Annotated in this window: 21 protein-coding genes; 12 read left to right on the top strand and 9 right to left on the bottom strand. The window is 69.7% G+C overall.

What is annotated here, in order from left to right; genetic code table 11:
* Nucleotides 1-29 precede the first annotated feature (29 nt).
* Nucleotides 30-572 (bottom strand): ECF transporter S component, encoded by a 543-nt coding sequence (locus ABIC53_RS11595; protein WP_274178140.1) that lies wholly within the window; start codon nt 570-572, stop codon nt 30-32.
* A gap of 191 nt (nt 573-763) precedes the next feature.
* Between ABIC53_RS11595 and ABIC53_RS11590 the strand changes: the two genes are divergently transcribed.
* Nucleotides 764-4,375 (top strand): S8 family serine peptidase, encoded by a 3,612-nt coding sequence (locus ABIC53_RS11590; protein ID WP_354451559.1) that lies wholly within the window; start codon nt 764-766, stop codon nt 4,373-4,375.
* Between the two features lie 73 nt (nt 4,376-4,448).
* On the opposite strand, the gene ABIC53_RS11585 is transcribed toward ABIC53_RS11590, so the two are convergent.
* Nucleotides 4,449-5,096 (bottom strand): FMN-dependent NADH-azoreductase, encoded by a 648-nt coding sequence (locus ABIC53_RS11585; RefSeq protein ID WP_274178142.1) that lies wholly within the window; start codon nt 5,094-5,096, stop codon nt 4,449-4,451.
* Between the two features lie 72 nt (nt 5,097-5,168).
* Here ABIC53_RS11585 and ABIC53_RS11580 point away from each other — a divergent pair, with 72 nt between their 5' ends.
* Entirely contained in the window at nt 5,169-5,498 is a 330-nt protein-coding gene (locus ABIC53_RS11580) for a winged helix-turn-helix transcriptional regulator (protein ID WP_114588955.1), read from the top strand.
* Between the two features lie 38 nt (nt 5,499-5,536).
* On the opposite strand, the gene ABIC53_RS11575 is transcribed toward ABIC53_RS11580, so the two are convergent.
* Nucleotides 5,537-6,376, bottom strand: coding sequence for an acyl-CoA thioester hydrolase/BAAT C-terminal domain-containing protein (locus ABIC53_RS11575; RefSeq protein WP_354451556.1), 840 nt, complete (start codon nt 6,374-6,376; stop codon nt 5,537-5,539).
* Nucleotides 6,377-6,425: 49 nt separating this feature from the next.
* Here ABIC53_RS11575 and ABIC53_RS11570 point away from each other — a divergent pair, with 49 nt between their 5' ends.
* Entirely contained in the window at nt 6,426-6,959 is a 534-nt protein-coding gene (locus ABIC53_RS11570) for a GNAT family N-acetyltransferase (protein WP_274178144.1), read from the top strand.
* A gap of 10 nt (nt 6,960-6,969) precedes the next feature.
* Here the strand turns inward: ABIC53_RS11570 and ABIC53_RS11565 are convergent, their stop codons facing one another.
* Together ABIC53_RS11565 and ABIC53_RS11560 are read right to left on the bottom strand one after the other, a co-directional pair.
* Complete coding sequence (locus tag ABIC53_RS11565) at nt 6,970-7,374, bottom strand: hypothetical protein (RefSeq protein ID WP_274178145.1); 405 nt, start codon at nt 7,372-7,374, stop codon at nt 6,970-6,972.
* 32 nt (nt 7,375-7,406) lie between these two features.
* Nucleotides 7,407-7,697, bottom strand: a complete 291-nt coding sequence (locus ABIC53_RS11560; protein ID WP_274178534.1) for a GNAT family N-acetyltransferase — start codon at nt 7,695-7,697, stop codon at nt 7,407-7,409.
* Between the two features lie 75 nt (nt 7,698-7,772).
* On the opposite strand from ABIC53_RS11560, the gene ABIC53_RS11555 reads away from it, so the two are divergent.
* The 3 genes from ABIC53_RS11555 (at nt 7,773) to ABIC53_RS11545 (ending at nt 8,731) form a co-directional block, all read left to right on the top strand.
* A complete protein-coding gene (locus tag ABIC53_RS11555; protein ID WP_274178146.1) occupies nt 7,773-7,913 on the top strand; it encodes a hypothetical protein in 141 nt (46 codons plus the stop codon).
* Entirely contained in the window at nt 7,910-8,428 is a 519-nt protein-coding gene (locus tag ABIC53_RS11550; RefSeq protein WP_274178147.1) for an RNA polymerase sigma factor, read from the top strand. The genes ABIC53_RS11555 and ABIC53_RS11550 overlap by 4 nt, the downstream gene beginning before the upstream one ends.
* 75 nt (nt 8,429-8,503) lie before the next feature.
* Nucleotides 8,504-8,731, top strand: coding sequence for a hypothetical protein (locus ABIC53_RS11545; protein ID WP_354451553.1), 228 nt, complete (start codon nt 8,504-8,506; stop codon nt 8,729-8,731).
* Between the two features lie 43 nt (nt 8,732-8,774).
* Here the strand turns inward: ABIC53_RS11545 and ABIC53_RS11540 are convergent, their stop codons facing one another.
* Complete coding sequence (locus tag ABIC53_RS11540; RefSeq protein ID WP_354451551.1) at nt 8,775-9,746, bottom strand: pirin family protein; 972 nt, start codon at nt 9,744-9,746, stop codon at nt 8,775-8,777.
* Nucleotides 9,743-10,084 (bottom strand): GNAT family N-acetyltransferase, encoded by a 342-nt coding sequence (locus tag ABIC53_RS11535; protein ID WP_112615867.1) that lies wholly within the window; start codon nt 10,082-10,084, stop codon nt 9,743-9,745. Before ABIC53_RS11535 ends, ABIC53_RS11540 begins: the two co-directional genes overlap by 4 nt.
* A gap of 128 nt (nt 10,085-10,212) precedes the next feature.
* Here ABIC53_RS11535 and ABIC53_RS11530 point away from each other — a divergent pair, with 128 nt between their 5' ends.
* From ABIC53_RS11530 to recQ, 6 genes are all read left to right on the top strand, one after another.
* Nucleotides 10,213-12,468 (top strand): carbon starvation CstA family protein, encoded by a 2,256-nt coding sequence (locus tag ABIC53_RS11530; RefSeq protein ID WP_354451549.1) that lies wholly within the window; start codon nt 10,213-10,215, stop codon nt 12,466-12,468.
* A gap of 90 nt (nt 12,469-12,558) precedes the next feature.
* Nucleotides 12,559-12,765, top strand: coding sequence for a YbdD/YjiX family protein (locus ABIC53_RS11525; RefSeq protein ID WP_274178151.1), 207 nt, complete (start codon nt 12,559-12,561; stop codon nt 12,763-12,765).
* A gap of 18 nt (nt 12,766-12,783) precedes the next feature.
* Complete coding sequence (locus ABIC53_RS11520) at nt 12,784-13,983, top strand: glycoside hydrolase family 3 N-terminal domain-containing protein (RefSeq protein ID WP_323987046.1); 1,200 nt, start codon at nt 12,784-12,786, stop codon at nt 13,981-13,983.
* A gap of 79 nt (nt 13,984-14,062) precedes the next feature.
* On the top strand, nt 14,063-16,591 hold the full coding sequence (locus tag ABIC53_RS11515) for a DEAD/DEAH box helicase (protein ID WP_354451546.1): 2,529 nt from the start codon (nt 14,063-14,065) through the stop codon (nt 16,589-16,591).
* A 60-nt stretch (nt 16,592-16,651) separates the two neighbouring features.
* On the top strand, nt 16,652-17,188 hold the full coding sequence (locus ABIC53_RS11510) for a DUF1697 domain-containing protein (RefSeq protein ID WP_274178153.1): 537 nt from the start codon (nt 16,652-16,654) through the stop codon (nt 17,186-17,188).
* Between the two features lie 71 nt (nt 17,189-17,259).
* Nucleotides 17,260-19,326, top strand: a complete 2,067-nt coding sequence (gene recQ / locus ABIC53_RS11505) for a DNA helicase RecQ (protein ID WP_269266943.1) — start codon at nt 17,260-17,262, stop codon at nt 19,324-19,326.
* 35 nt (nt 19,327-19,361) lie between these two features.
* Here recQ and ABIC53_RS11500 read toward each other — a convergent pair whose 3' ends face one another.
* Together ABIC53_RS11500 and ABIC53_RS11495 are read right to left on the bottom strand one after the other, a co-directional pair.
* A complete protein-coding gene (locus ABIC53_RS11500; protein ID WP_114588969.1) occupies nt 19,362-20,276 on the bottom strand; it encodes a carbohydrate ABC transporter permease in 915 nt (304 codons plus the stop codon).
* Nucleotides 20,276-21,169, bottom strand: a complete 894-nt coding sequence (locus ABIC53_RS11495) for a carbohydrate ABC transporter permease (protein ID WP_274178156.1) — start codon at nt 21,167-21,169, stop codon at nt 20,276-20,278. Before ABIC53_RS11495 ends, ABIC53_RS11500 begins: the two co-directional genes overlap by 1 nt.

Below are 21,169 nucleotides of genomic sequence, written 5' to 3'. Positions count from 1 at the left end.
ACTTGGCCCGGAAAGGCCGGCGGGGGTGTTCAGCGACGGGCGACGCCGGCGCGGCGCAGGCCGACGCCGATCCACAGGCCGATGGCCGTCCAGGCGACGGGCCCGAGTACGGCCAGGGCGAGGTAGGTGACCTGAGCCCACAGCGGGAGGGCGCTGAGGTGAGCGGCGAAGAACACCGCGAGGGCAACGACGACGCCGATCACGAGACCCGAGACGAAGAACCGCCAGGGCGCCCACGAGCGATAGCGGACGAGAGCGGCGACGCCCTCCTGCAGGCCTCCGAAAAGCACGGCGGTCCCCAGGAACTGGAACGTGTACGGCGGCGCGACGGCCGACGATGCGAGCGCCGCGATCAGGTGCGTGATGAGCGCGACCCAGGGCAGCCGCAGGGTCTCCTGCGCGACGATTCCGGGCAGCACGTGGATGCCGAGGAGGAAGCCGTAGACGATCGGCAGACCCGTGATGACGGGGACGGCGAGCCATCCCTCGATGCCGCCGAGCAGACCTGTGGCGACGCCGATGGCAGCGCAGACGAGCAGAACGCGCGTCGAAAGGCGGGATGCCGGGGCCACCCGCCCAGCCTATGGGACGCGCGCAGGGCGGTTCCCTCGTGGGCCGTGAGAAATGCCTCGGTCGGGGTGGCGCTTCCGTGACCTGAATGAAAGCCGAGGGTTCCTTGTGTCGGAACTGTGAGCTAGGTTGACTTCACCGCGCGCCGCCGACGCCGCGCGGACTGCTCATCCATCCCCCCACTGGAGCGCACATGGTTCGCACCACCCTGCGAACAGTCGCGGCTGTATCCCTGGCTGCACTGTTCACGAGCTCTGCCGCAACGGCATCCTTTGCTGCAACGGGAGAGGGGGTGAACATCCCGGTTCCGATCGAGAGCGAGAGCGGGCGCTACATCGTCCTGCTCGATGAGGCTCCTGTCGCGACCTACGAGGGCGGCGAGGCCGGCCTCGCGCCGACCAAGCCCGACGAGGGCGAGCGTCTCGACGCCCAGTCCCGCGCCGTCACCGACTACTCCGGCTTCCTCGAGCAGCGTCAAGAAGAGGTCGCGAGCGAGGTCGGCGCGACTCCCGACGCGACCTACCAGACCACCCTCAACGGGTTCGCGGCCCAGCTGAGCGCCGACCAGGCGGGCAAGCTCGCCGCCAAGAAGGGCGTGCTCGGCGTCTTCCCCGACGAGATCCGTCACGTCGACGCCGTGCCCTCGACCGAGTTCCTCGGGCTCGAGGGCGCCGGTGGTGTCTGGGAGAAGGTCGGCGGCATCGATGCGGCGGGCGAAGGCGTCGTCGTCGGCGTCGTCGACACCGGCATCGCGCCCGAGAACCCCGCGTTCGCCGGCGACGCGCTCGGCGCCTCGGCGGGCGACCAGCCCTACCGCGACGGCGACGAGGTCGTGTTCACGAAGGCCGACGGCGGCGAGTTCCGCAGCACGGTCGTCGATCAGGGCGCCGGCACGAAGGATGCCTGGGACCCGTCGCTCCTGAACACCAAGCTCATTGCAGCCCACTACTTCAGCGACGGCGCCGCGGCGAACGGGTTCTCGTTCGCAGACGACCACCTGTCGCCCCGCGACGGCGACGGCCACGGCTCGCACACCGCGAGCACGGCGGCGGGCAATAACGGCGTCGAGGCGTCCGTCGAGGGAGTCGACTTCGGCTCGATCTCCGGCGTCGCACCGGCTGCCAAGGTCGCGTCGTACAAGGCCTGCTACGTCGGGCCCGACCCGCTCGTCACGACTGACGACATCTGCGCGCTGAGCGACCTGCTGGCCGCGATCGACCAGGCCGTCGCCGACGGCGTCGACGTCATCAACTACTCGATCGGCGGCGGCTCGGCCACGACCGTGCTCGCGCCGGAAGACATCTCGTTCTTCAACGCGGCTGCGGCCGGTGTCTTCGTCGCGACGAGCGCCGGCAACTCCGGCCCCGACCCGGTTACGGCCGACCACGCGTCGCCGTGGTACGCCACGGTCGCGGCATCCACGATCCCGACCTGGGAGGGCACCGTCCGGCTCGGCGAGGAGGGCGACACGTCTGCCGCGCAGTTCCCCGGCGCGTCGGTGTCGGTCGGATTCGGCGACACGATCTCGGGCCCGTCGGTCTTCGCGGGCGACGCCGGCCTGGCCGGTGCTGCGACGCCCGAGCTCTGCCTGCTCGGCTCGCTCGATCCGGCCAAGGTCACCGGCAAGATCGTCGTCTGCGACCGCGGATCGAACGCTCGTGTCGAGAAGTCTCAGGCGGTCGAAGAGGCCGGCGGCATCGGCATGATCCTGACCAACGTCACGCCCGCCTCGCTCGACAACGACTTCCACTCGGTTCCCACGGTGCACGTCTCCGACACCGCCCGGCCGGCCGTGCTCGAGTACGTCCAGGGCGGCACCGACCGCGTCGTCACCCTCATCGGCGAGAACGTCACGGGCACCGAGACCCCGGTCCCGCAGGTCGCGGGCTTCTCGAGCCGCGGACCGATGCTCGCCGATGGCAGCGACGTCATCAAGCCCGACATCACCGCTCCCGGTGTCGCGATCCTCGCGGCCACCGAGAACGGCATCGACGAGGACCCGACCTTCGGCATCCTCTCGGGCACCTCGATGTCGTCGCCCCACGTCGCCGGGCTCGCCGCGCTGTACCTCGGCGAGCACCCGCAGGCGACGCCCGCCGAGGTGAAGTCGGCGATGATGACGACCGCGTACGACACCGTGGATGCCGCCGGCGACGCCGTCACCGACCCGTTCACGCAGGGCGCCGGCCACACCGACCCGACGAAGTACTTCGAGCCGGGGCTCCTCTACCTGAACGGTCCGGCCGACTGGGCCGCGTACCTGCAGGGTCTGGGGCTGCGCGACTTCGGCGTCGACCCCATCGATCCGAGCGACCTCAACCTGCCGTCCATCGGCGTCGGTGCGCTCGGCGCGCCGCAGACGGTGACCCGCACGATCACGGCGACCGAGGCCGGGACGTACGAGGCGCAGGCATCCGTTCCCGGTGTCGACGTGCAGGTCTCGCCGTCGTCCGTGACGCTCGGGGCGGGCGAGTCGGCGACGGTCGAGATCACCCTGTCGCGCGTCGACGCTCCGATGGGCGAGTGGGCCACCGGCTTCCTCACCTGGACGGGCGGGGCGAACGACGTGCGTTCGCCGATCGCAGTGTTCCCGGTGCCGGTCGATGCTCCGGAGTCCGTGTCGGGCACCGGCACCACCGGCTCGGTCGACGTCACGGTGGCACCGTCGCTGACGGGTGAGATCGATCTCGGTCTCTCGGGCCTCGTGCCGCAGGAGCTGCGCGTGAACCCGGACTTCCCGGAGGTGCCCGGACACTCCGGTGACCAGGACTCGTTCTACGACGAGGGTGAGGCCGGCTTCAACACGTACGAGATCGTCGACGTCCCGGAGGGCACGGAGTACGCGCGCTTCGCCGTCGAGACCGAAGCGACCGAGACGACCGACCTCGACATGACCGTGTACCGCGTGGTCAGCCCCGACGACCTGCGCTACTACGAGCAGTGGTCGTCGGCGACGGCATCCGCCAACGAGGCCGTCTCGCTCACCGCGCCCACCGCGGGCACCTACCTGGTCAAGGTCAACCGGTACTCGTTCAGCGAGCCCTTCACCTACGACCTCACTACTGCGGTCGTCGCAGCGGGGGCATCGGGCGGCGAGTTCACCGCCACCCCCGATCCGCTGCCGACGGTGCAGGGCGAGAAGGCGACCTACACCCTGTCGTGGGCGGGCCTCGAGCCCGAGACGTCGTACCTCGGCGTCGTTCGCTACGGCGACTCCTCGATCCGGACGATCGTCGAGGTCGAGTCGGGCCAGGGTGCGCCGGTCGCGGTCGTCGCTCCCGAGGTGTCGGGTTCGGCGAAGGTCGGCGGCACGCTGAAGGCGACCGCCGGTGAGTGGGATCCCGCCGAGGTCAGCGTCGCGTACCAGTGGCTTCGCGGTGGTGAGCCCATCGAGGGTGCTACCTCGGCGTCGTACAAAGTGACGCGCGCCGATGTGGGCACCGCCCTGTCGGTGCGGGTCACCGCGACGGCGGAGGGCAACCCCCAGGTCGGAACCGCGGTCTCGAGAGAGGTGTTCGTCAAGTTCGCCTCGGCGGCGAGCGTTTCGCTCAACCGTTACGTCGGAACGGCCTCGCAGCCCTACGTGGTCTCGGTGAAGGTGACGCCGACCGGCGGCGCCCCCGCGACGGGCACCGTCGACATCTGGGTGAACTCGACCCGGTACAGCGCGGATGTCGTCGACGGCACGGCGCGTGTCGAACTGCCCCGGCAGTCGCGCGGGCTGAAGGTCGCCGTCGCCACCTACAACGGCAGTGACACGGTCGAGGGATCGCTGGGACTCAGCGGCTTCCTCGTGCTGTGGTGATGACCGGCTGACGCGCTGCGGCGCGGACGCGCGGGGCGCGCGGACTTCGGTCCGGGCGCCCCGTCGTCATGTTTCAGGCGGTGCGGGATGCCGCGAGCGTGCGGCCGGCCGTGACGGCATCCCGCTCGGCCGTCGCGCGAAGCTCGGCTGCAGCCTCGGTGAAGGCATCGAGTGCGGGGTTCACGCCGACGAGCGTGAAGGGGCGGTGGACGACCGTGAGGTCGAGCCCCCAGACGTCCTCGAAGACGCGCCGAAGCCACCCGGTGGAGTGGTCCCAGCCCTCTTTGGGGCTGCCGGGCTCGTAGTTGCCGCCCAGCACCGTGACGAGCGTTGCGGGCTTGCCGCGCAACGCCGTTCCCTGGGGGTCGATCCGCGGGTCGGTGTACGCCAGGTCGAACCACGTCTTCACGTGCTGTGAGACGCCGTAGTTGTAGAGCGGCACGGTGAAGAGCAGGGCGTCGGCTGCGATCAGCTCGTCGGCCAGCTGCTCGCGCAGGGCGACTGCGTCGCGCTGACCAGCGGTCTGCTGCTCGGCGGGCGTGAACCCGGCGGTCACGGCATCCCGCCAAGCGGTCGCCGGAACCGGGTCGGCGGCGATGTCGCGGCGCACGACATCACTCGAGGGGTGGGCGGCGAGCCACTCGGCCTCGACGAGGTCGCCCAGCTCACGGCTGGCCGAGGTGGCGGGCAGGATGCTGGCATCCAGACGGAAGAGAGTCATGCGCTTCTCCGATCAGAGGAACTATGAAAAACAAAGCGGCTTCGGGAACGCTAGCACACGTACGATGGAGGCATGACCGAGCCCCACGACGCGCGACAGTGCGACGCCGCGGTGTCGCACGCGTTCTCGGTGCTCGGCAAGCGGTGGAACGGCATGATCGTCGACGTGCTCGGACAGGGCGAGCTCTCGTTCGTCGGTCTGCGTCGGGCCGTCGCCGGCATCAGCGATGCGGTTCTCTCCGACCGGCTCACCGAGCTCTCCGACGTCGGGCTGGTCGTCCGGCGGGTCGAGGCGGGACCGCCGGTCGCGGTCACCTACGCACTGACGGATGCCGGGTCGCGCCTGGTGCCGATCCTGAGTCAGCTCGGCGAGTGGGCCGACGGCAACCTCACGCGGCGCTGAGCGCGACGCTCCGGGGCGGGCCGTTCGAGAAGCTCGGTTCAGTTTGATGGAGTGTCCGCGGAGCGAGCGGTCAGCTCGAGAGCCATTGAGATAACCTCCCAGGCCCGAGCGCCCAGCTCCCTATCGGCCGATTCGGTCCCGCCACGATCCATAGCTACGCCGACTGTAATCGCCGGCTCGCCGGGAAGAATTGAACGATGACCGGCGTCGTGCGATGTTACGACTGTGGTTTCACGGCCATGGCGTGTGCGACGCTGGCTTACTCGCTCAGTGCTCGCGATCGACGGCCAGACACGATCGTCGGCTCCGGCGACGAGTATGACCTCCGCAATGCGTTCGACGGGTATCGTCGCTGCTTCGACCCGGTCCGCGAATGTCCGTCGGGAGCGCTCGTAGATCGGACGAAACCGCGACGCAGTCGCGACCTCGCGGGCTTGCCGGTCGATGGGAACGAACGGCACGGGTTCGCCGCCCAGACTCCAATGCGATGTCTCGCGACCGCCATCGTTGCCGGCCCACACGACATCCGAGGGCGCGAACGCGACCACGCCGGATATCTGAGGGCACAGTGCGCCGCAGAGGAGAGCCGCCTCGGAGCCGAACGAGCTGCCCACCATCCATACGCGATCGCAATCCCTTCGGAGATTCTCGATCCGCCGGAGGAAGGTCTCAAGCGGGATCTCCCAGAGAGCCGGGTGCTGTCCGGCGCCGCCGAACCACCGCACGGACTCGGCGAGCACGCCGTGACGGGCGAAGACATGCGCGCGAGCGTCGTCGATACGACCGCTGGAGCCGGCGATGGTCAGAACACCTGAGCCTGTCTCGGCATCCGGGACCCAGCGCACGCCTTCGATCGAGGTCAGCTCAACGCGGCGCACGACGCAATTCTGCCGGGACCACCCGGTAGCGGGGGCGAGAATGAGTGCCGTGATCGAAGGCCTGAACCTCCCGGCATCCGTCCGCTCCCGCTCGGCAGATGTCGTCATCCGTCGCGCGACGCCCGATGATCTCGATGCGATCGTGCGGTTGCTGTCGGATGACCCGATCAGCGCGGGGCGTGGTGACGCCGCCCGCGACGAGGACCGCGGTGCGTACGCAAATGCTCTGGAGCGGATCGTCGCGAACCCCGCGAACGAGCTGCTGGTCGCCGTCGACGAGGCCGGTCGAGTCACGGCGACCATGCAACTGACCCTGATCCCCGGGATGGCGCGGCGGGGGAGCACCCGTCTCCTCGTCGAGGCCGTGCGCGTCGCGAGCGCCGAACGCTCATCCGGCATCGGCACGGCGCTCATGCGGTGGGTGATGGATGCCGCGGCGGTCGAGCTCGGCGCCGCCCTCGTGCAGCTGACATCGGATGCCGCGCGCGTCGACGCGCACCGTTTCTACCGCAGGCTCGGCTTCGCCGACTCGCACGTCGGGTTCAAGTACGCCGTGCCCTCAGCAACGACCAGCGCCCGATGACCGAGAGTCGTCACGAGCTCTGTCTGGTGAACGGCCAATTCTCCGCGTGCGTGAAGGGGAGAGCGACCACCTGCACGGGGTCCTCGTAGAGGATCGTTCCCGGATAAGTAGTCCTGACCTCATGCCAGGGAACGTCGTAGCGGTCGAGCAGGTCGAGGTATCCCGCCGTCAGGGCGAGAATGTCGTGCGCTTCCGTTTTGAACCACGAGCGCCCGCCGGGAGGCGCATCCGGGCCATAGGCCTCAGCCGGTTCGTCGTAGAGGCTGTTGGCGCGATCATTTGCCGCCCGCCACCAGGCTTCGTCCTCGGGTTGGAGCATGCCGTCGTGCGCCAGGCCGTTTGCTAGGGCGAAGACGCCGGGGAAGTGTCCGTTTCGGTTGGGAACCGCGCTCTGGAATCGGACGAATCGCTGCACACGGCGACGATACTGGGGTTCAGCATCAGGCCTCAGCGCAGGGTCAGCCATACGTCGACGTCGTCCTCGCTGTCCAGGGCGAAGCCATGCCGCTGGTACAAGCGCCGTGCGGCGCTGCCCTGCAGGACGTTCGGGCGCGTCGGTCCGTCGTGCGGTTCGATGATCGCCGACTGCAGGACAGCGCTTCCGATGCCCTGCCCCTGTACGGACGCGGGCAGGTGGAAGTGCTCGATCCAGCGCGTGGTGTCGTCGGAGCGTGTCGTGATGCAACCGGCATCCGTCCCGTCGATCAGGGCTACTCGGCCTCCTTGGCCGGAGTCCAGGCGTAGTAGGTGCCGTTACTCCCCGCCACCGCCCACTCGCCGCAGACGGCGACGCGGTCGTTCGCGTAGAGGGCTTTGGAGCGCGACGCGGCCGGTGACTTCGCGCCGTTCTTCGGGGCGGCTCAGGATGTGATCTTCGCCGGGGCCGACGTTCACATCCTGCCCGGCGACGGTGGTGTCGGCACCGACACCGACTGCACGGGACAGCTGCATTGACGGGCGCATCTGAGCCCGCCCCGACGAACGACCAGCGCGTCGCCCAGCTCGTGAAGGATCACGCCGGTGCACTCCTCGACTACTTCGTCCGGCGTGTGCCCGATCGCGAAGATGCCGCAGACCTGTTGGGTGAAACCCTCGTCGTTGTGTGGCGCAAGGCGCGGTCGGTTCCCTCCGATGCCGTCGAGGCGCGGATGTGGATGTTCGGTATCGCTCGCCGCGTTCTCTCTCAAGGCTGGCGATCGCATGCGCGTCGGCATGCGCTCACGAACAAGCTCGCACGACACCTCGTGGAGGTGGCGCCGACCGAGGAGCAGGATCATGCCGCCGATGTGCGCGCTGCGCTCACCAAGCTCCAGGTGGTCGATCAGGAGATCATCCGCCTCGTCTACTGGGATGGATTCACGCTGGTGGAGGCCGCGCGGCACCTGGGAATGAACGCCGCCACGGTGCGCAGCCGACACGCCAGGGCGAGGTCGATGCTGCAGACGCTCCTGCACACCGAACCCGTCTGACGGGCCGCGTCTGGTGGAAGGCGGACAACCGCTTCGATAGCCCATCGCGAAAACCGAGACCGCTACAGTCCGAGCATGAAGGCGGGGGCACTCATCATTCGCAGCTGCGTCAGCATGCTCGCCATCGGCCTCATGCTCGTCGCGGCGAAGTTCTTGATGGCTGGCCTGTGGGTCCCCGGCCTAGCGGCCCTGGCGCTCGCTGCTCCCCTCGCCATCTGGTTCTGGCAAGCGAGCAAGCGGGCCCTCGCCGATGAAGCCCTCCGGGCATCGGAGCACTATGACGCCACCGACAGCGATACCTGACCCGCGCGACCTGAACCAGCCGACACATCCATGAGGGGATGAGTCAGAGCCGCCGGCGGCGGGGCGTCAGCCGCACGTGCGGGAGCGGCGGGGCGGGGATGCGCTCGTCGCCGTGACCGACGACGTGGCCGAACCGATCGGATGCCGCTTCCCACTCCTCGCGCGCAACCTCGATCTCGTCGTGGCTGCGGCCGACGAAGTTCCACCACATGACGATCTCGTCGCCGAACGGCTCCCCGCCCAGGAGGAACACCGTCGCCTCCTCGTCTCCGGCGGTCAGACGGATGCCGCGGCGTCCGTCGCCGAGGTACAGCAGAGCGCCGGGCGCGACGGCATCCTCCGCCCCGTCGACCCGCACCGACCCGAAGACCGGCACGACGGCGTACTCCCACGCGGTCTCGAGGGGCAGGTCGACGATCGCGCCGGCGGGCAGCCGCAGCTCGGCGCCAACGATCGGCGTGTGCATCGTCGCGGGCGAGACGCGTCCGGCGAGTTCGCCGACGACGACGGTCGCCCTGGCGCCGCCGCCGAGGTCGAGCTCGGGCAGGTCGACGTGACGCTCGAAGTCGGGGGCGCCGTGGCGGCGCTCCTCGGGGAGGGCAACCCACAGCTGCAGCGCGTCGAGGGGGACGGGCTCGTCGCCGACTGAATACTCGGAGTGGGCGATGCCGGCACCGCTGGTCATGATGTTCAGTGCGCCGCGCTCGATGACGACATCGCTGCCGAGCGTGTCACGGTGGTGCACCTCGCCGGCGAGTGGCCAGGTGACGGTCTGCAGTCCGATGTGCGGATGCGGCTCAACCCGCATCCGCGTGCGCTGCGGGCCGAAGCGGTCGAGAAAGCACCAGGCGCCGACGAGCGGCAGATCGCGCTGTGGCAGAAAGCGGTACACCGACATCGCCCGCACGCCGCCGAGCGGCACCTCGCGCGCCTCGAGCAACGCCCGTCGGGGACCGGGGGAACCCGTCCCAGGGTCTTCGTCGACGGGCGCCGTCTCGGCGTCGAAGCGGGTCACGCCGACGGTTCCGCCGGGGCAGCGGCGTCGGCGGCATCCTCGTCGCGCCACTCGATCTTCAGGCCGGGAACCTCGTTCTCACGAAGGAACTTCACGATGAACGGGCACTCGGGAACGACGGTCTCGCCACGGCGCGCGACGTCGGCGAGCGCATCGGCGGCCAGCGCCTTGCCGAGGCCGCGCCCGCCGAAGGCCTTGTCGACCTCGGTGTGATCGAACACCAGGCGCCCCTCGTCGTCGCGCCGGAAGGCGGCGAAACCGGCGGCCACGTCGCCGACGTGGAGGTCGTAGCGGTCCTGCTCGTCGTTGCGGATCACGGTGGGGGTCTCGTCGGTCATGGTGATCTCCTCTCGATCACCTCCACGGTAAGGCCGGTCGAGACCATTACGACCGAATACCGGGATTGCCGGGGTGCGTCCGCCTAAGCTGAGAAAACGCAATGAAGCGCCTTCCCCCAGGAGAACCGATGCCTCGATCCTCGTCCGACATCGTCACCGATCCGAAACTGCCGCCGGTCGCCGTCTCCGACGAGCAGCACCGCGCCGCCGCCCGGTGGACACCGCTCAAGGTCGTGATCTGGATCGCGATCGCGCTGCTCGGCGGGCTCGCATGGGTCATGCTCGCCGTCGTCCGCGGCGAGACGGTGAACGCGATCTGGTTCGTCTTCGCCGCCGTCTGCACGTACCTCATCGGCTACCGCTTCTACTCGAAGGTGATCGAGCGCTACCTGCTGCGGCCCGACGACCGGCGTGCGACGCCCGCCGAGGTCAAGCAGGACGGCAAGGACTACGTGCCGACCGACCGCCGCGTGCTCTACGGCCACCACTTCGCGGCCATCGCCGGCGCCGGTCCGCTCGTCGGCCCGGTGCTCGCGGCGCAGATGGGATTCCTCCCCGGGACGATCTGGATCATCGTCGGGGTCGTCGTCGCGGGCGCCGTGCAGGACTACACCGTGCTCTTCTTCTCGATGCGCCGGGGCGGCCGGACGATCGGGCAGATGGCCCGTCAGGAGCTCGGGCGCATCGGCGGGACCGCCGCGATCGTGGCATCCCTGCTCATCATGCTGATCATCGTCGCGATCCTCGCGCTCGTCGTGGTGAACGCGCTCGGCGAGAGCCCGTGGGGCGTCTTCTCGGTGTCGATGACGATCCCGATCGCGCTCTTCATGGGCGTCTACCTGCGCTACCTCCGGCCCGGCAAGGTCACCGAGGTGTCGATCATCGGGTTCGTGCTGCTGATGGGCGCGATCATCGCGGGCGGATGGGTCGCCGACACCGCCTGGGGGCAGGAGATCTTCCACCTCGACCGCACGGTCATCGCGTGGGGCATCATCATCTACGGCTTCATCGCCGCGGTGCTGCCGGTGTGGCTGTTGCTCGCTCCGCGCGACTACCTGTCGACGTTCATGAAGATCGGCGTCATCGTCATGCTCGCCGGGGCGATCGTGCTCGTCCGCCCCGAGATCTCGGTGCCGGCGGTCACCATCTTCGGTGAGAACGGACTGGGTCCGGTGTTCGCCGGCCCGCTCTTCCCGTTCCTGTTCGTCACGATCGCCTGTGGCGCGCTCTCGGGATTCCACGCGCTCATCGCCTCGGGGACGACGCCGAAGCTCGTCGAGAAGGAGCGTCAGACGCGCTTCATCGGCTACGGCGGCATGCTGATGGAGTCCTTCGTCGCGATCATGGCGCTCGTCGCCGCGATCTCGATCGACCAGGGCATCTACTTCGCCATGAACGCCCCGTCGGCTGCGACCGGCGGCACCGTCGAGGGAGCGGTCGCGTTCGTCAACTCGCTCGGGCTCGCCGGGGTCGAGATCACGCCCGACCTGCTCATCTCCACCGCCGCCGACGTCGGAGAGGAGTCGATCGTCTCGCGCACCGGCGGGGCGCCGACCCTCGCCCTCGGGCTCGCGCACATCATGCAGCAGGCCCTCGGCGGCCAGGCGATGATGTCGTTCTGGTACCACTTCGCGATCATGTTCGAGGCGCTGTTCATCCTGACGGCGGTGGATGCCGGAACCCGCGTCGCCCGCTTCATGCTGCAGGACTCGATCGGCGCCTGGATCCCGAAGTTCCGCGACGTCTCGTGGCGCCCGGGTGTCTGGATCACGACCGCGATCATGGTCGCTGGCTGGGGTGCCATCCTGATCCTCGGCGTCACCGACCCGCTCGGCGGCATCAACACCTTCTTCCCGCTGTTCGGCATCGCCAACCAGCTGCTGGCCGCTATCGCGCTCGCCGTCGTGCTCGCGATCGTCGCGAAGCGCGGGCGCTCGTACGTGAAGTGGATCTGGATCATCGCCGTCCCGCTGGCCTTCACCGCGGTCGTGACGATCACGGCCTCGGCGTACAAGATCTTCTCGCCGGTGCCGGCGATCGGCTATTGGGCGAACCACTTCCGCTACCGCGATGCCCTCGCCTCGGGAGACGCGAGCCTGGGGCCGGTTGCGACGGTGGAGGCGGTCATCCGCAACACGGGGGTGCAGGGCACGCTGTCGATCATCTTCGTCGTCCTCGCGATCATCGTGATCGTCTCGGCCGTGATCGTCGCGGTGCGAGCCATCGTGCGCGGCGGGGGAGATGACACCGAAGACCCCGCCGTCCCGTCTCGCCGCTTCGCGCCCGCCGGACTCATCCCCACCGCCCCCGAGCGCGAGCTCGAGAAGGAGTGGGAGCCGCTCCTCGCCGAGGAGCGGGCTGAGACCGCTCGCCGGGGGCACTGACCGATGGCGCTCGCGCACAACTCCTCAGAATCGGGGCCTCGCGGGCCGCGAACCGCTGTTTCCGCGCCGCCGCGCCCCGGATCGAAGGAGTTGTGCGCGCGCGCCGGTCGGGCCGTCCTCCGCGCCGCGCGTGCGCTGCACTGGTACGTCACCTCGCTCATGGGTGACAACGCGTACGCGACGTACCTCGCCCACCAGCGCCGGACGCACCCGGACACCCCGCCCCTCACCGAGCGGCAGTTCTGGCGCCAGCGCATGGACGACCAGGACCGCAACCCGGGTGCGCGCTGCTGTTGACCGGGTGACCATGGAGGGGTGACCCGCACTCCCTCCTCCTCGCGCGCCGCCCGTTCCGCGTTCGCCGCCGCCCTGGTCGGGGTGCTGGCGCTCGCCGTCGGCTGCGCCCCCGAGCCCGCACCGGCCGACCCGACGACGTCCGCCCCGAGCCCGACCGCGACGGCTCCGGCACCCCCGACTCCCACAGCCTCCCCCGACCCCGCCGCGGCCCTCGGGCTCGAAGGGTGCGTCGGTCAGATGCTCATGGTGGGCACGCCGGTCGACACGGTCTCGCCGGATGCCGCAGCCGCGATCCGCGACCGCGGCGTGGGCGGCCTCTTCCTCCACGGCCGCTCGAGCTCGGGCGTCGAGGCCACGGCGGCCCTCGTCGCGCAGTTCCGCGACCTCGCCATCGACGGATCACCGAAGCTCTGGGTCGCGACCGACCAGGAGGGCGGCGAGGTGCAGGTGCTGAGCGGACCCGGGTTCGACGAGATCCCCTACGCCATCCGGCAGGCCGACCTCGGCCGCGACGCGCTCCGCACGGCCGCCACCGCCTGGGGCGGGCAGCTGGCCGCCGCGGGCATCGACGTCAATCTCGCCCCCGTGGCCGACATCGTCACGAGCGCCGAGACCCGCTTGAACAACCCGCCCATCGGCGCGCTCGGGCGGCAGTACGGCTACGACGAGCAGGCCGTCGCCGCGGGCGCCGGCGCATTCGCAGACGGAATGCGCGCATCGGGCGTGCTGCCGACGTTCAAGCACTTCCCCGGGCTCGGCCGGGTGGATGCCAACACCGACTACACCGCCGAAGTGCTCGACAGCGTGGTCTCGGCGGACTCGCCGGATGTCGACGTGTACCGCGAGCTCACGGCATCCGGTCCGTCGCTCGTCATGGTCGGCACGGCGCGGTATCAGCACATCGATCCGGATCACCCGGCCGCGTTCTCTCCGGCGGTGCTCGACCTGCTGCGCGATCGCGTCGGTTTCGACGGCGTCGTGATCACCGATGACCTCTCGGCCGCGGCGGCAGCGGAGATCGTCGCCCCCGGCGATCGGGCCGTCGAGGCGCTGTCGGCCGGGGTCGACATCGTGCTGGCGTCGGCCGATCCGACGGTGCTCCCCGCGATGTACGACGCGGTGCTCGCCCGGGCGCAGTCCGATCCGGCGTTCGCCGCGCGAGTCGACGAGTCGTGCGGCCGGGTGCTCGAGGCGAAGGATGCCGGCACGGCCGGGTGATCGGCGTGCGACGCAACGGCCGTGGGCCGCAGGTCGACGCGGCGGCCACCGCTCCGCGGGCGTAGGGCAGACTCGAGGGATGACCTCCGCGCCGCTGCTCGACCTCATCGGCCCGGATCCCTCCGACGACGCCATCTACGACGCGTTCACGACGTGGGCGGAAGGGCGGGGCCTCACCCTCTACCCGGCGCAGGACGAAGCGGTCATCGAGCTCGTCTCGGGGGCGAACGTGGTGCTGGCCACGCCGACGGGCACGGGCAAGTCGCTCGTCGCGGTCGCGGCGCACGCGACATCCGTCGCCCGTGGTGGACGCACGTACTACACGGCTCCGATCAAGGCGCTCGTGAGCGAGAAGTTCTTCGCGCTCGTCGAGATCTTCGGGGCCGAGAGGGTCGGCATGGTGACGGGCGACTCGTCGGTCAACCCCGAGGCGCCGATCATCTGCTGCACGGCCGAGATCCTCGCGAACCTGGCCCTGCGCGAGGGAGCCGACGCCGACGTCGGCCAGGTCGTCATGGACGAGTTCCACTTCTACGGCGACCCCGATCGCGGCTGGGCGTGGCAGGTGCCGCTGCTCACGCTGCCGCGCGCGCAGTTCCTGCTGATGTCGGCCACGCTCGGCGACGTGACCGACCTCGCCGACGACCTCTCACGTCGTACGGGCCGGCGGACCGCTCTTGTCACCGGCGTCGAGCGGCCGGTGCCGCTGCACTTCTCGTACGAGCGGCGCCCCGTGCACGACGTGCTCGAGCGGCTGCTCGAGGAGCGCGAGACCCCGGTGTACATCGTGTATTTCTCGCAGGCCGCGGCGCTCGAGCGTGCGCAGGCGCTGTCGAGCGTGAAGATCACGACGCGCGAGCAGCGGGATGCCATCGCCGAGGCGATCGGCGGGTTCCGATTCACGACCGGCTTCGGCAAGACCCTCTCGCGCCTCGTGCGGGCGGGCATCGGCGTGCACCACGCCGGAATGCTGCCGCGCTACCGGCGCCTCGTCGAGACGCTCGCACAGCGCGGGCTGCTCAAGGTCATCTGCGGCACCGACACGCTCGGGGTGGGCATCAACGTCCCGATCCGCACGGTCGTCATCACCGCGCTGTCGAAGTACGACGGGACCCGGATGCGGCAGCTCACGGCCCGCGAGTTCCACCAGGTCGCGGGCCGTGCGGGTCGCGCCGGGTTCGACCCGCACGGCAACGTCGTGGTCATGGCGCCGGAGTGGGAGATCGAGAACGCCGTCGCGCTCGCGAAGGCCGGAGACGACCCCGCCAAGCGCAAGAAGATCGTGCGCAAGAAAGCGCCCACCGGCGTCGTCAACTGGGGCGAGGGGTCGTTCGAGCGGCTCGTCGAGGCGCAGCCCGAGCCCCTCACGCCACAGCTGCAGCTGTCCGCCGCGATGCTGCTCAACGTCATCGGCCGCGGGGGTGACGTGTTCGGCAACGTCCGCTCGCTCGTCTTCGACAACCACGAGCCTCGCGCCCGTCAGTATGCCCTCGCCCGCCGGGCCCTCGCGATCTTCCGCACCCTGGTCGCCGCCGGCATCGTCGAGGTCGTGCGCCCCGCGTCTTCTGCTTCTCCGGCCGAGTCGACGATCAGGCTCACCGTCGATCTGCAGCCGAACTTCGCGCTCAACCAGCCGCTGTCGCCGTTCGCGCTCGCAGCGATCGAGCTGCTGTCGCCCGATGATGCCGAGACCGGCACCGGGCACTACGCGCTCGACGTCGTGAGCGTGATCGAGGCGACGCTCGACGACCCGCGCGCGATCCTGTCGCAGCAGGAGTACAAGGCGCGCGGCGAGGCGGTCGGCGCGATGAAGCGCGATGGCATCGAGTACGACGAGCGGATGGCGCTGCTCGAGGAGATCACCTGGCCCAAGCCCCTCGCCGACCTGCTCGCCCAGGCGTTCGAGACCTTCGCGTCGAGCCAGCCGTGGGTGCGCGACTTCGAGCTGTCGCCGAAGTCGGTCGTGCGCGACATGTTCGAGCGGGCGATGTCGTTCGGCGAGTTCGTGTCGTTCTACCAACTGGGTCGCAGCGAGGGCCTCGTGCTGCGCTACCTCAGCGACGCGTACCGGGCGATCCGCCAGACGGTGCCCGCCGAGGCCCGCACCGACGACCTCATGGACCTCATCGAGTGGCTCGGCGAGCTCGTGCGCCAGGTCGACTCGAGCCTCGTCGACGAATGGGAGTCGCTCGCGCACCCCACCGGCGACCCCGACGCTCCCGTCGTTCCGCCCGCGCCGCCGTCGGTGCTGGCGAACCGGCGCGCGTTCACGGTGCTGGTGCGCAACGATATGTTCCGCCGGGTACAGCTCGCCGCGCTGCAGGACGACGAAGCGCTCGAAGCCCTCGACCCCGAGGTCGACTGGCCGGAGGTCCTCGACCGCTACTACGACGACCACGACGAGGTCCTCACCGGGGGTGCCGCGCGCTCGCCGTCGCTCTGCGTGATCGACGAGTCCGCGGCCCGCGACGGACTCTGGCGCGTCGAGCAGGTCATCGACGACCCCGCCGGAGACCACGACTGGCGCATCCGGGCCGAGGTCGACCTGGAGCAGTCCGTCGAGGCAGGCACGGCGGTTGTGCGCGTGACCGAGGTCGTCCGCCTCTGACTCCGGGACGTGAATGGCCGGGCCATGCCGGATGTCGCGGGCCTGGGGCAGGATGAGCCGGTGGCCACACATCTCGGGTTCCTGCGGGCGATCAACCTCGGCGCGACGCGCGTCTTCCCGAAGGACGACATCCGCCGCGTGACCGAGGCCGTCGGCTTCGAGGACGTCGCGACGCACATCAACACCGGCAACATCCGCTTCGACACTCGCATGCGCTCCCGCGCGAAGATCGAGCAGACGCTCGAGCGGGCATACGCGGCCGATCGAGGGTTCGAGGTTCCGGCGATCACGTTCCGCGCCGACGAGTTCGCCGCGCTCGCCGCCGAGGCACTCGCCCTGAGCGAGGCGAACCCCGGCCTGGCCCGCCATTACGTCTACCTGCTCAAGGACGAGCTCGACGCCGACACGGCCGCCCGGGTCGAAGCGCTCGCGACCGCCGCGGGCCGCATGCTGGTCCGCGGCCGCGCGGTCCACGCGCTCCTGCAACCCGGGTATCAGGACGGGACGGTCGATCCCCTGGGCGCGGCGAAGCTCCTCGGCATCGCGACCAACCGCAACCTCAACGTCGTCATGACGCTCGCCGAACGGTGGTGCTGACGAGGCGGGAGGTGACCCCGCCTGTGAACGCACGGAGCGGGCTGTCGGATGCCGCGGCTATCGTGAATCGAGTGAGTCGAGAGCAGCAGTCCTGGGATGCCGATCCCTACGCCGACCTCGACTGGAACCCCGACGAGTTCGCACCGCCCGAGGATTTCGACGCGCCGCCGCCGCCCGAGTTCGACGGATACGGCGCTGCCGTCGCTCGCGCCACCCGCGACCGCGCATCCGCCGGCGCCGCGCCGCCGCGTGCCGCGCCGCCGCGTGCCGTGCCGAACGCGGCCCCCGCCGCCGTCCTCTCGCTCGAGCGTCGCGATTTCACCGGCGCCGACCCGCGCGCCGTGCTCAAGGAGGTCTTCGGCTACGACGACTTCCGCGGCGACCAGGGCGACATCGTCTCGCACGTCATCGGCGGCGGGGATGCCGTCGTGCTCATGCCCACCGGCGGCGGCAAGTCGATCACCTACCAGGTGCCCGCGCTCGTGCGCCCGGGAACGGGACTCGTCGTCAGCCCGCTCATCGCGCTCATGCACGACCAGGTCGATGCGCTGATCGCCAACGGCGTGCGGGCGGCCTACCTCAACTCCACACAGTCTCCGGGTGAGCGCGCCGGTGTCGAGCAGGCGTACCTCGCGGGTCAGCTCGACCTGCTCTACGTCGCCCCCGAGCGTCTGAGCGTGCCGCAGACGACGCAGCTGCTCCAGCGGGGCGCCCTGAGCGTCATCGCGATCGACGAGGCGCACTGCGTCTCGCAGTGGGGCCACGATTTCCGTCCCGATTACCTCGCCCTCGGCGACCTCGACGAGCGGTTCCCCGGGGTGCCGCGGATGGCGCTCACCGCCACTGCGACCCGCGCGACGCACCAGGAGCTCACCGAGCGGCTGCGCCTGCCGCAGGCGCGGCACTTCGTCGCGAGCTTCGACCGACCCAACATCCAGTACCGCATCGAGCCGAAGGTCGATCCGCGGCGGCAGCTCGTCACCTTCATCCGCTCGATGCCCGAGGGATCCGCCGGCATCGTGTACGCGCTCAGCCGCAAGTCGGTCGAGCAGACCGCCGACTACCTCGCCGCACAGGGTCTCGACGCCCTGCCGTACCACGCGGGTCTTCCGGCCGAGATGCGCGCCAAGCACCAGTCGCGGTTCCTCCGCGAAGACGGTGTCGTCATGGTCGCCACGATCGCGTTCGGCATGGGCATCGACAAGCCCGACGTCCGGTTCGTGGCCCACATCGATCTGCCGAAGTCTGTCGAGGGGTACTACCAGGAGACCGGGCGCGCCGGACGCGACGGCGAAGCGTCGATCGCCTGGATGGCCTACGGCCTGGGGGATGTCGTGCAGCAGCGGCGCCTCATCGATCAGAGCCCCGGCGACCGCACGTTCAAGATGCGCATGGGGCAGCACCTCGACGCGATGCTCGCCCTCTGCGAGACGGTCGCGTGCCGTCGGCAGAACCTGCTCGGCTACTTCGGCCAGGACTCCGAGCCCTGCGGCAACTGCGACACCTGCCTCACGCCGCCCGACACGTGGGACGGCCTGATCCCCGCCCAGAAGCTGCTCTCGACGATCGTGCGGCTGCAGCGCGAGCGCAACCAGTCGTTCGGCGCCGGCCACCTCGTCGACATCCTGCGCGGAGCGTCGACCGAGCGCATCCGGCAGCAGCGTCATGACGAACTCGCGACGTACGGCCTCGGCTCCGATCTGTCAGACCAGGACTGGCGCAGTGTCATCCGGCAGCTGCTCGCCCGCGGCATCCTCGTCGCTCGCGGCGAGTACGGCGTGCTCGCGGTCGGCGAGGCCGGAGCGCCGGTGCTCAAGGGCGAGGCTAACGTCCCCCTGCGCCGCGACGTGCTCGGGCGGGGCCAGAACAGCGGCGGCTCTCGCGTGCGCAAGTCGGCCGCGGTCGAGCAGGTCGCCGAGAGCGATCGCGACCTGTTCGAGGCGCTGCGTGCCTGGCGTGCCGAACAGGCGCGCGAGCAGGGCGTTCCGGCCTACATCGTCTTCGGTGACGCGACGCTGCGCGCGCTCGCCGATCGCCGGCCGCGCACCTCGGCCGACCTCGAGGGCATCACCGGCATCGGAGCCAAGAAGCGCGAGGCCTACGGCGACGCGGTGCTCGCCGTCGTGGCATCCCACTGACGACGAGCACCGCGCTTCGCCGGCTCCCGCCGCGGCTACTTGATCGAGCCGCGCATCACCCCGGAGATCACCCAGCGCTGCGAGAAGATGTAGATGATCAGCAGCGGCGCCATCGCCATGAGGTACGAGGCGAAGGCCACGGTGTAGTCGGTGTTGTACTGCCCCTGGAACACGTACTGCGCGAGCGACAGCGTGCGGTCTGAGGGCGATGTCAGCACGACCAGCGGCATGATGAAGTCGTTCCAGGCCCAGACGCACGTCAGGATGCCGACGGTGGCGTTCATCGGCATGAGCAGCGGAAAGACGATTTGCCGGAACACGCGCCACGTCGAGGCGCCGTCCATCCGCGCCGCCTCTTCGAGCTCGATGGGGATCGAGCGGATGAACGCGGTGTAGATGAAGATGTTCAGACTCAGGCCGTAGATCGTGTAGAGGACGATCATGCCGCCGGGGTTGTCGAGCCCGAGCAGCGACGTCTGCTTCACCAGGGGCAGCATGATGATCGGGAACGGCACGAACAGCGCGGCCAGCAGGTAGTAGAACACGCCCTTGAAGAACGGGCGGTGCAGGTTTCGGGCGAGCGCGTAGGCGACCAGCGAGCTCGTGAACAGTGTGAACACGACCGAGCCCACGGTGATGATGGCGGTGTTCAGCAGCGCCTGCGGGAAGTCGGTGCGCTCCCACGCGACGGCGAAGTTGTCCCAGTTGATCGGCCACGGCAGCTCGAACCCGGTGCCGTCGGCGAGCTGCGCCGGCGTCTTGAGGGCGACGGCGACGGCGAGGTACAGCGGGATGATGACCGTGAGCGAGCACACCGCGATGAGCGCGGTCGCCCACCAGTTCGTGGGGCGGGTGTCTCCGGGGTCGCCACCGCCGCGACGACGGCGGGGGACGACGACGGCGGTGGTGGCGGGGCCGGCCTCGACCGGGGTGGAGGTGGAGCTGGACATCAGAAGTCGGCCTCTCTGCGCTGAAGGACCCGGAATTGGAGCAGCGAAACGATCGTGATGACGATGAAGAAGATCACGGCGTTGGCGGTCTGGTAGGCGAACTCGCCGCCCGTGAAGCCGCCGCGGAAGATCAGCATCGTCACCGACTCGGTCGAGGTTCCCGGGCCGCCGTTGGTGAGGGCGATGATCGGGTCGAACACCTGCAGAAAGCCCTTCAGGCTGAGCACGACGTTGATGGTGAAGAAGGCGCTGATCAGGGGGAAGGTGATCGAGCGGAACTGGCGGGCCGGGGTGGCGCCGTCGATGGATGCCGCCTCGTAGATGTCGGCGGGGATGGTCTGCAGCCCCGCCAGGTAGATGATGATCGAGAAGGCGCAGGCCTGCCAGACAGCCAGCACGACGATCGCCGTCCACGCCCAGTCGGGGTTGGTGAGGATGTTGTCGCGGAACAGCGGGATGCCCGCGAGGATCTTCGGCAGCGAGTTCGAGAACACGAACTGGAACACGTAGCCCACGACCAGCACCGCGAGGATGTACGGCACGAAGTACACGCCGCGCCAGAAGTTCCGGGCTCGGATCTTGGCGTTGAGGCCGAGCGCGATCGCGAGCGAGATGGCGTTGGTGAGCACCGTGGCCACGATCGCGAACAGGAACGAGAAGGTGTAGGCCTGCAGGACGCGGTCGTCTCGGAAGATGTTGACGTAATTCGCGATGCCGACGAAGTCCCACGTGCCGTAGCCGGCATAGTTCGTAAAGCTGAAGAACACGCCGATAATGACCGGCAGGGTGTGGAACGCGGCGAACGCGATGACGGCGGGCCACACGAACCAGTAGTAGGCGCGGGGAGCGAGCTTCGATCGCGAGCGCGGGGCGGGGGCGACGGTGGTGGCCAT

This window comes from Microbacterium sp. 1262 (assembly GCF_040544895.1).
GTDB classification, from domain to species: domain Bacteria; phylum Actinomycetota; class Actinomycetes; order Actinomycetales; family Microbacteriaceae; genus Microbacterium; species Microbacterium plantarum.
This window is presented reverse-complemented; position numbering and strand designations above follow the sequence as displayed.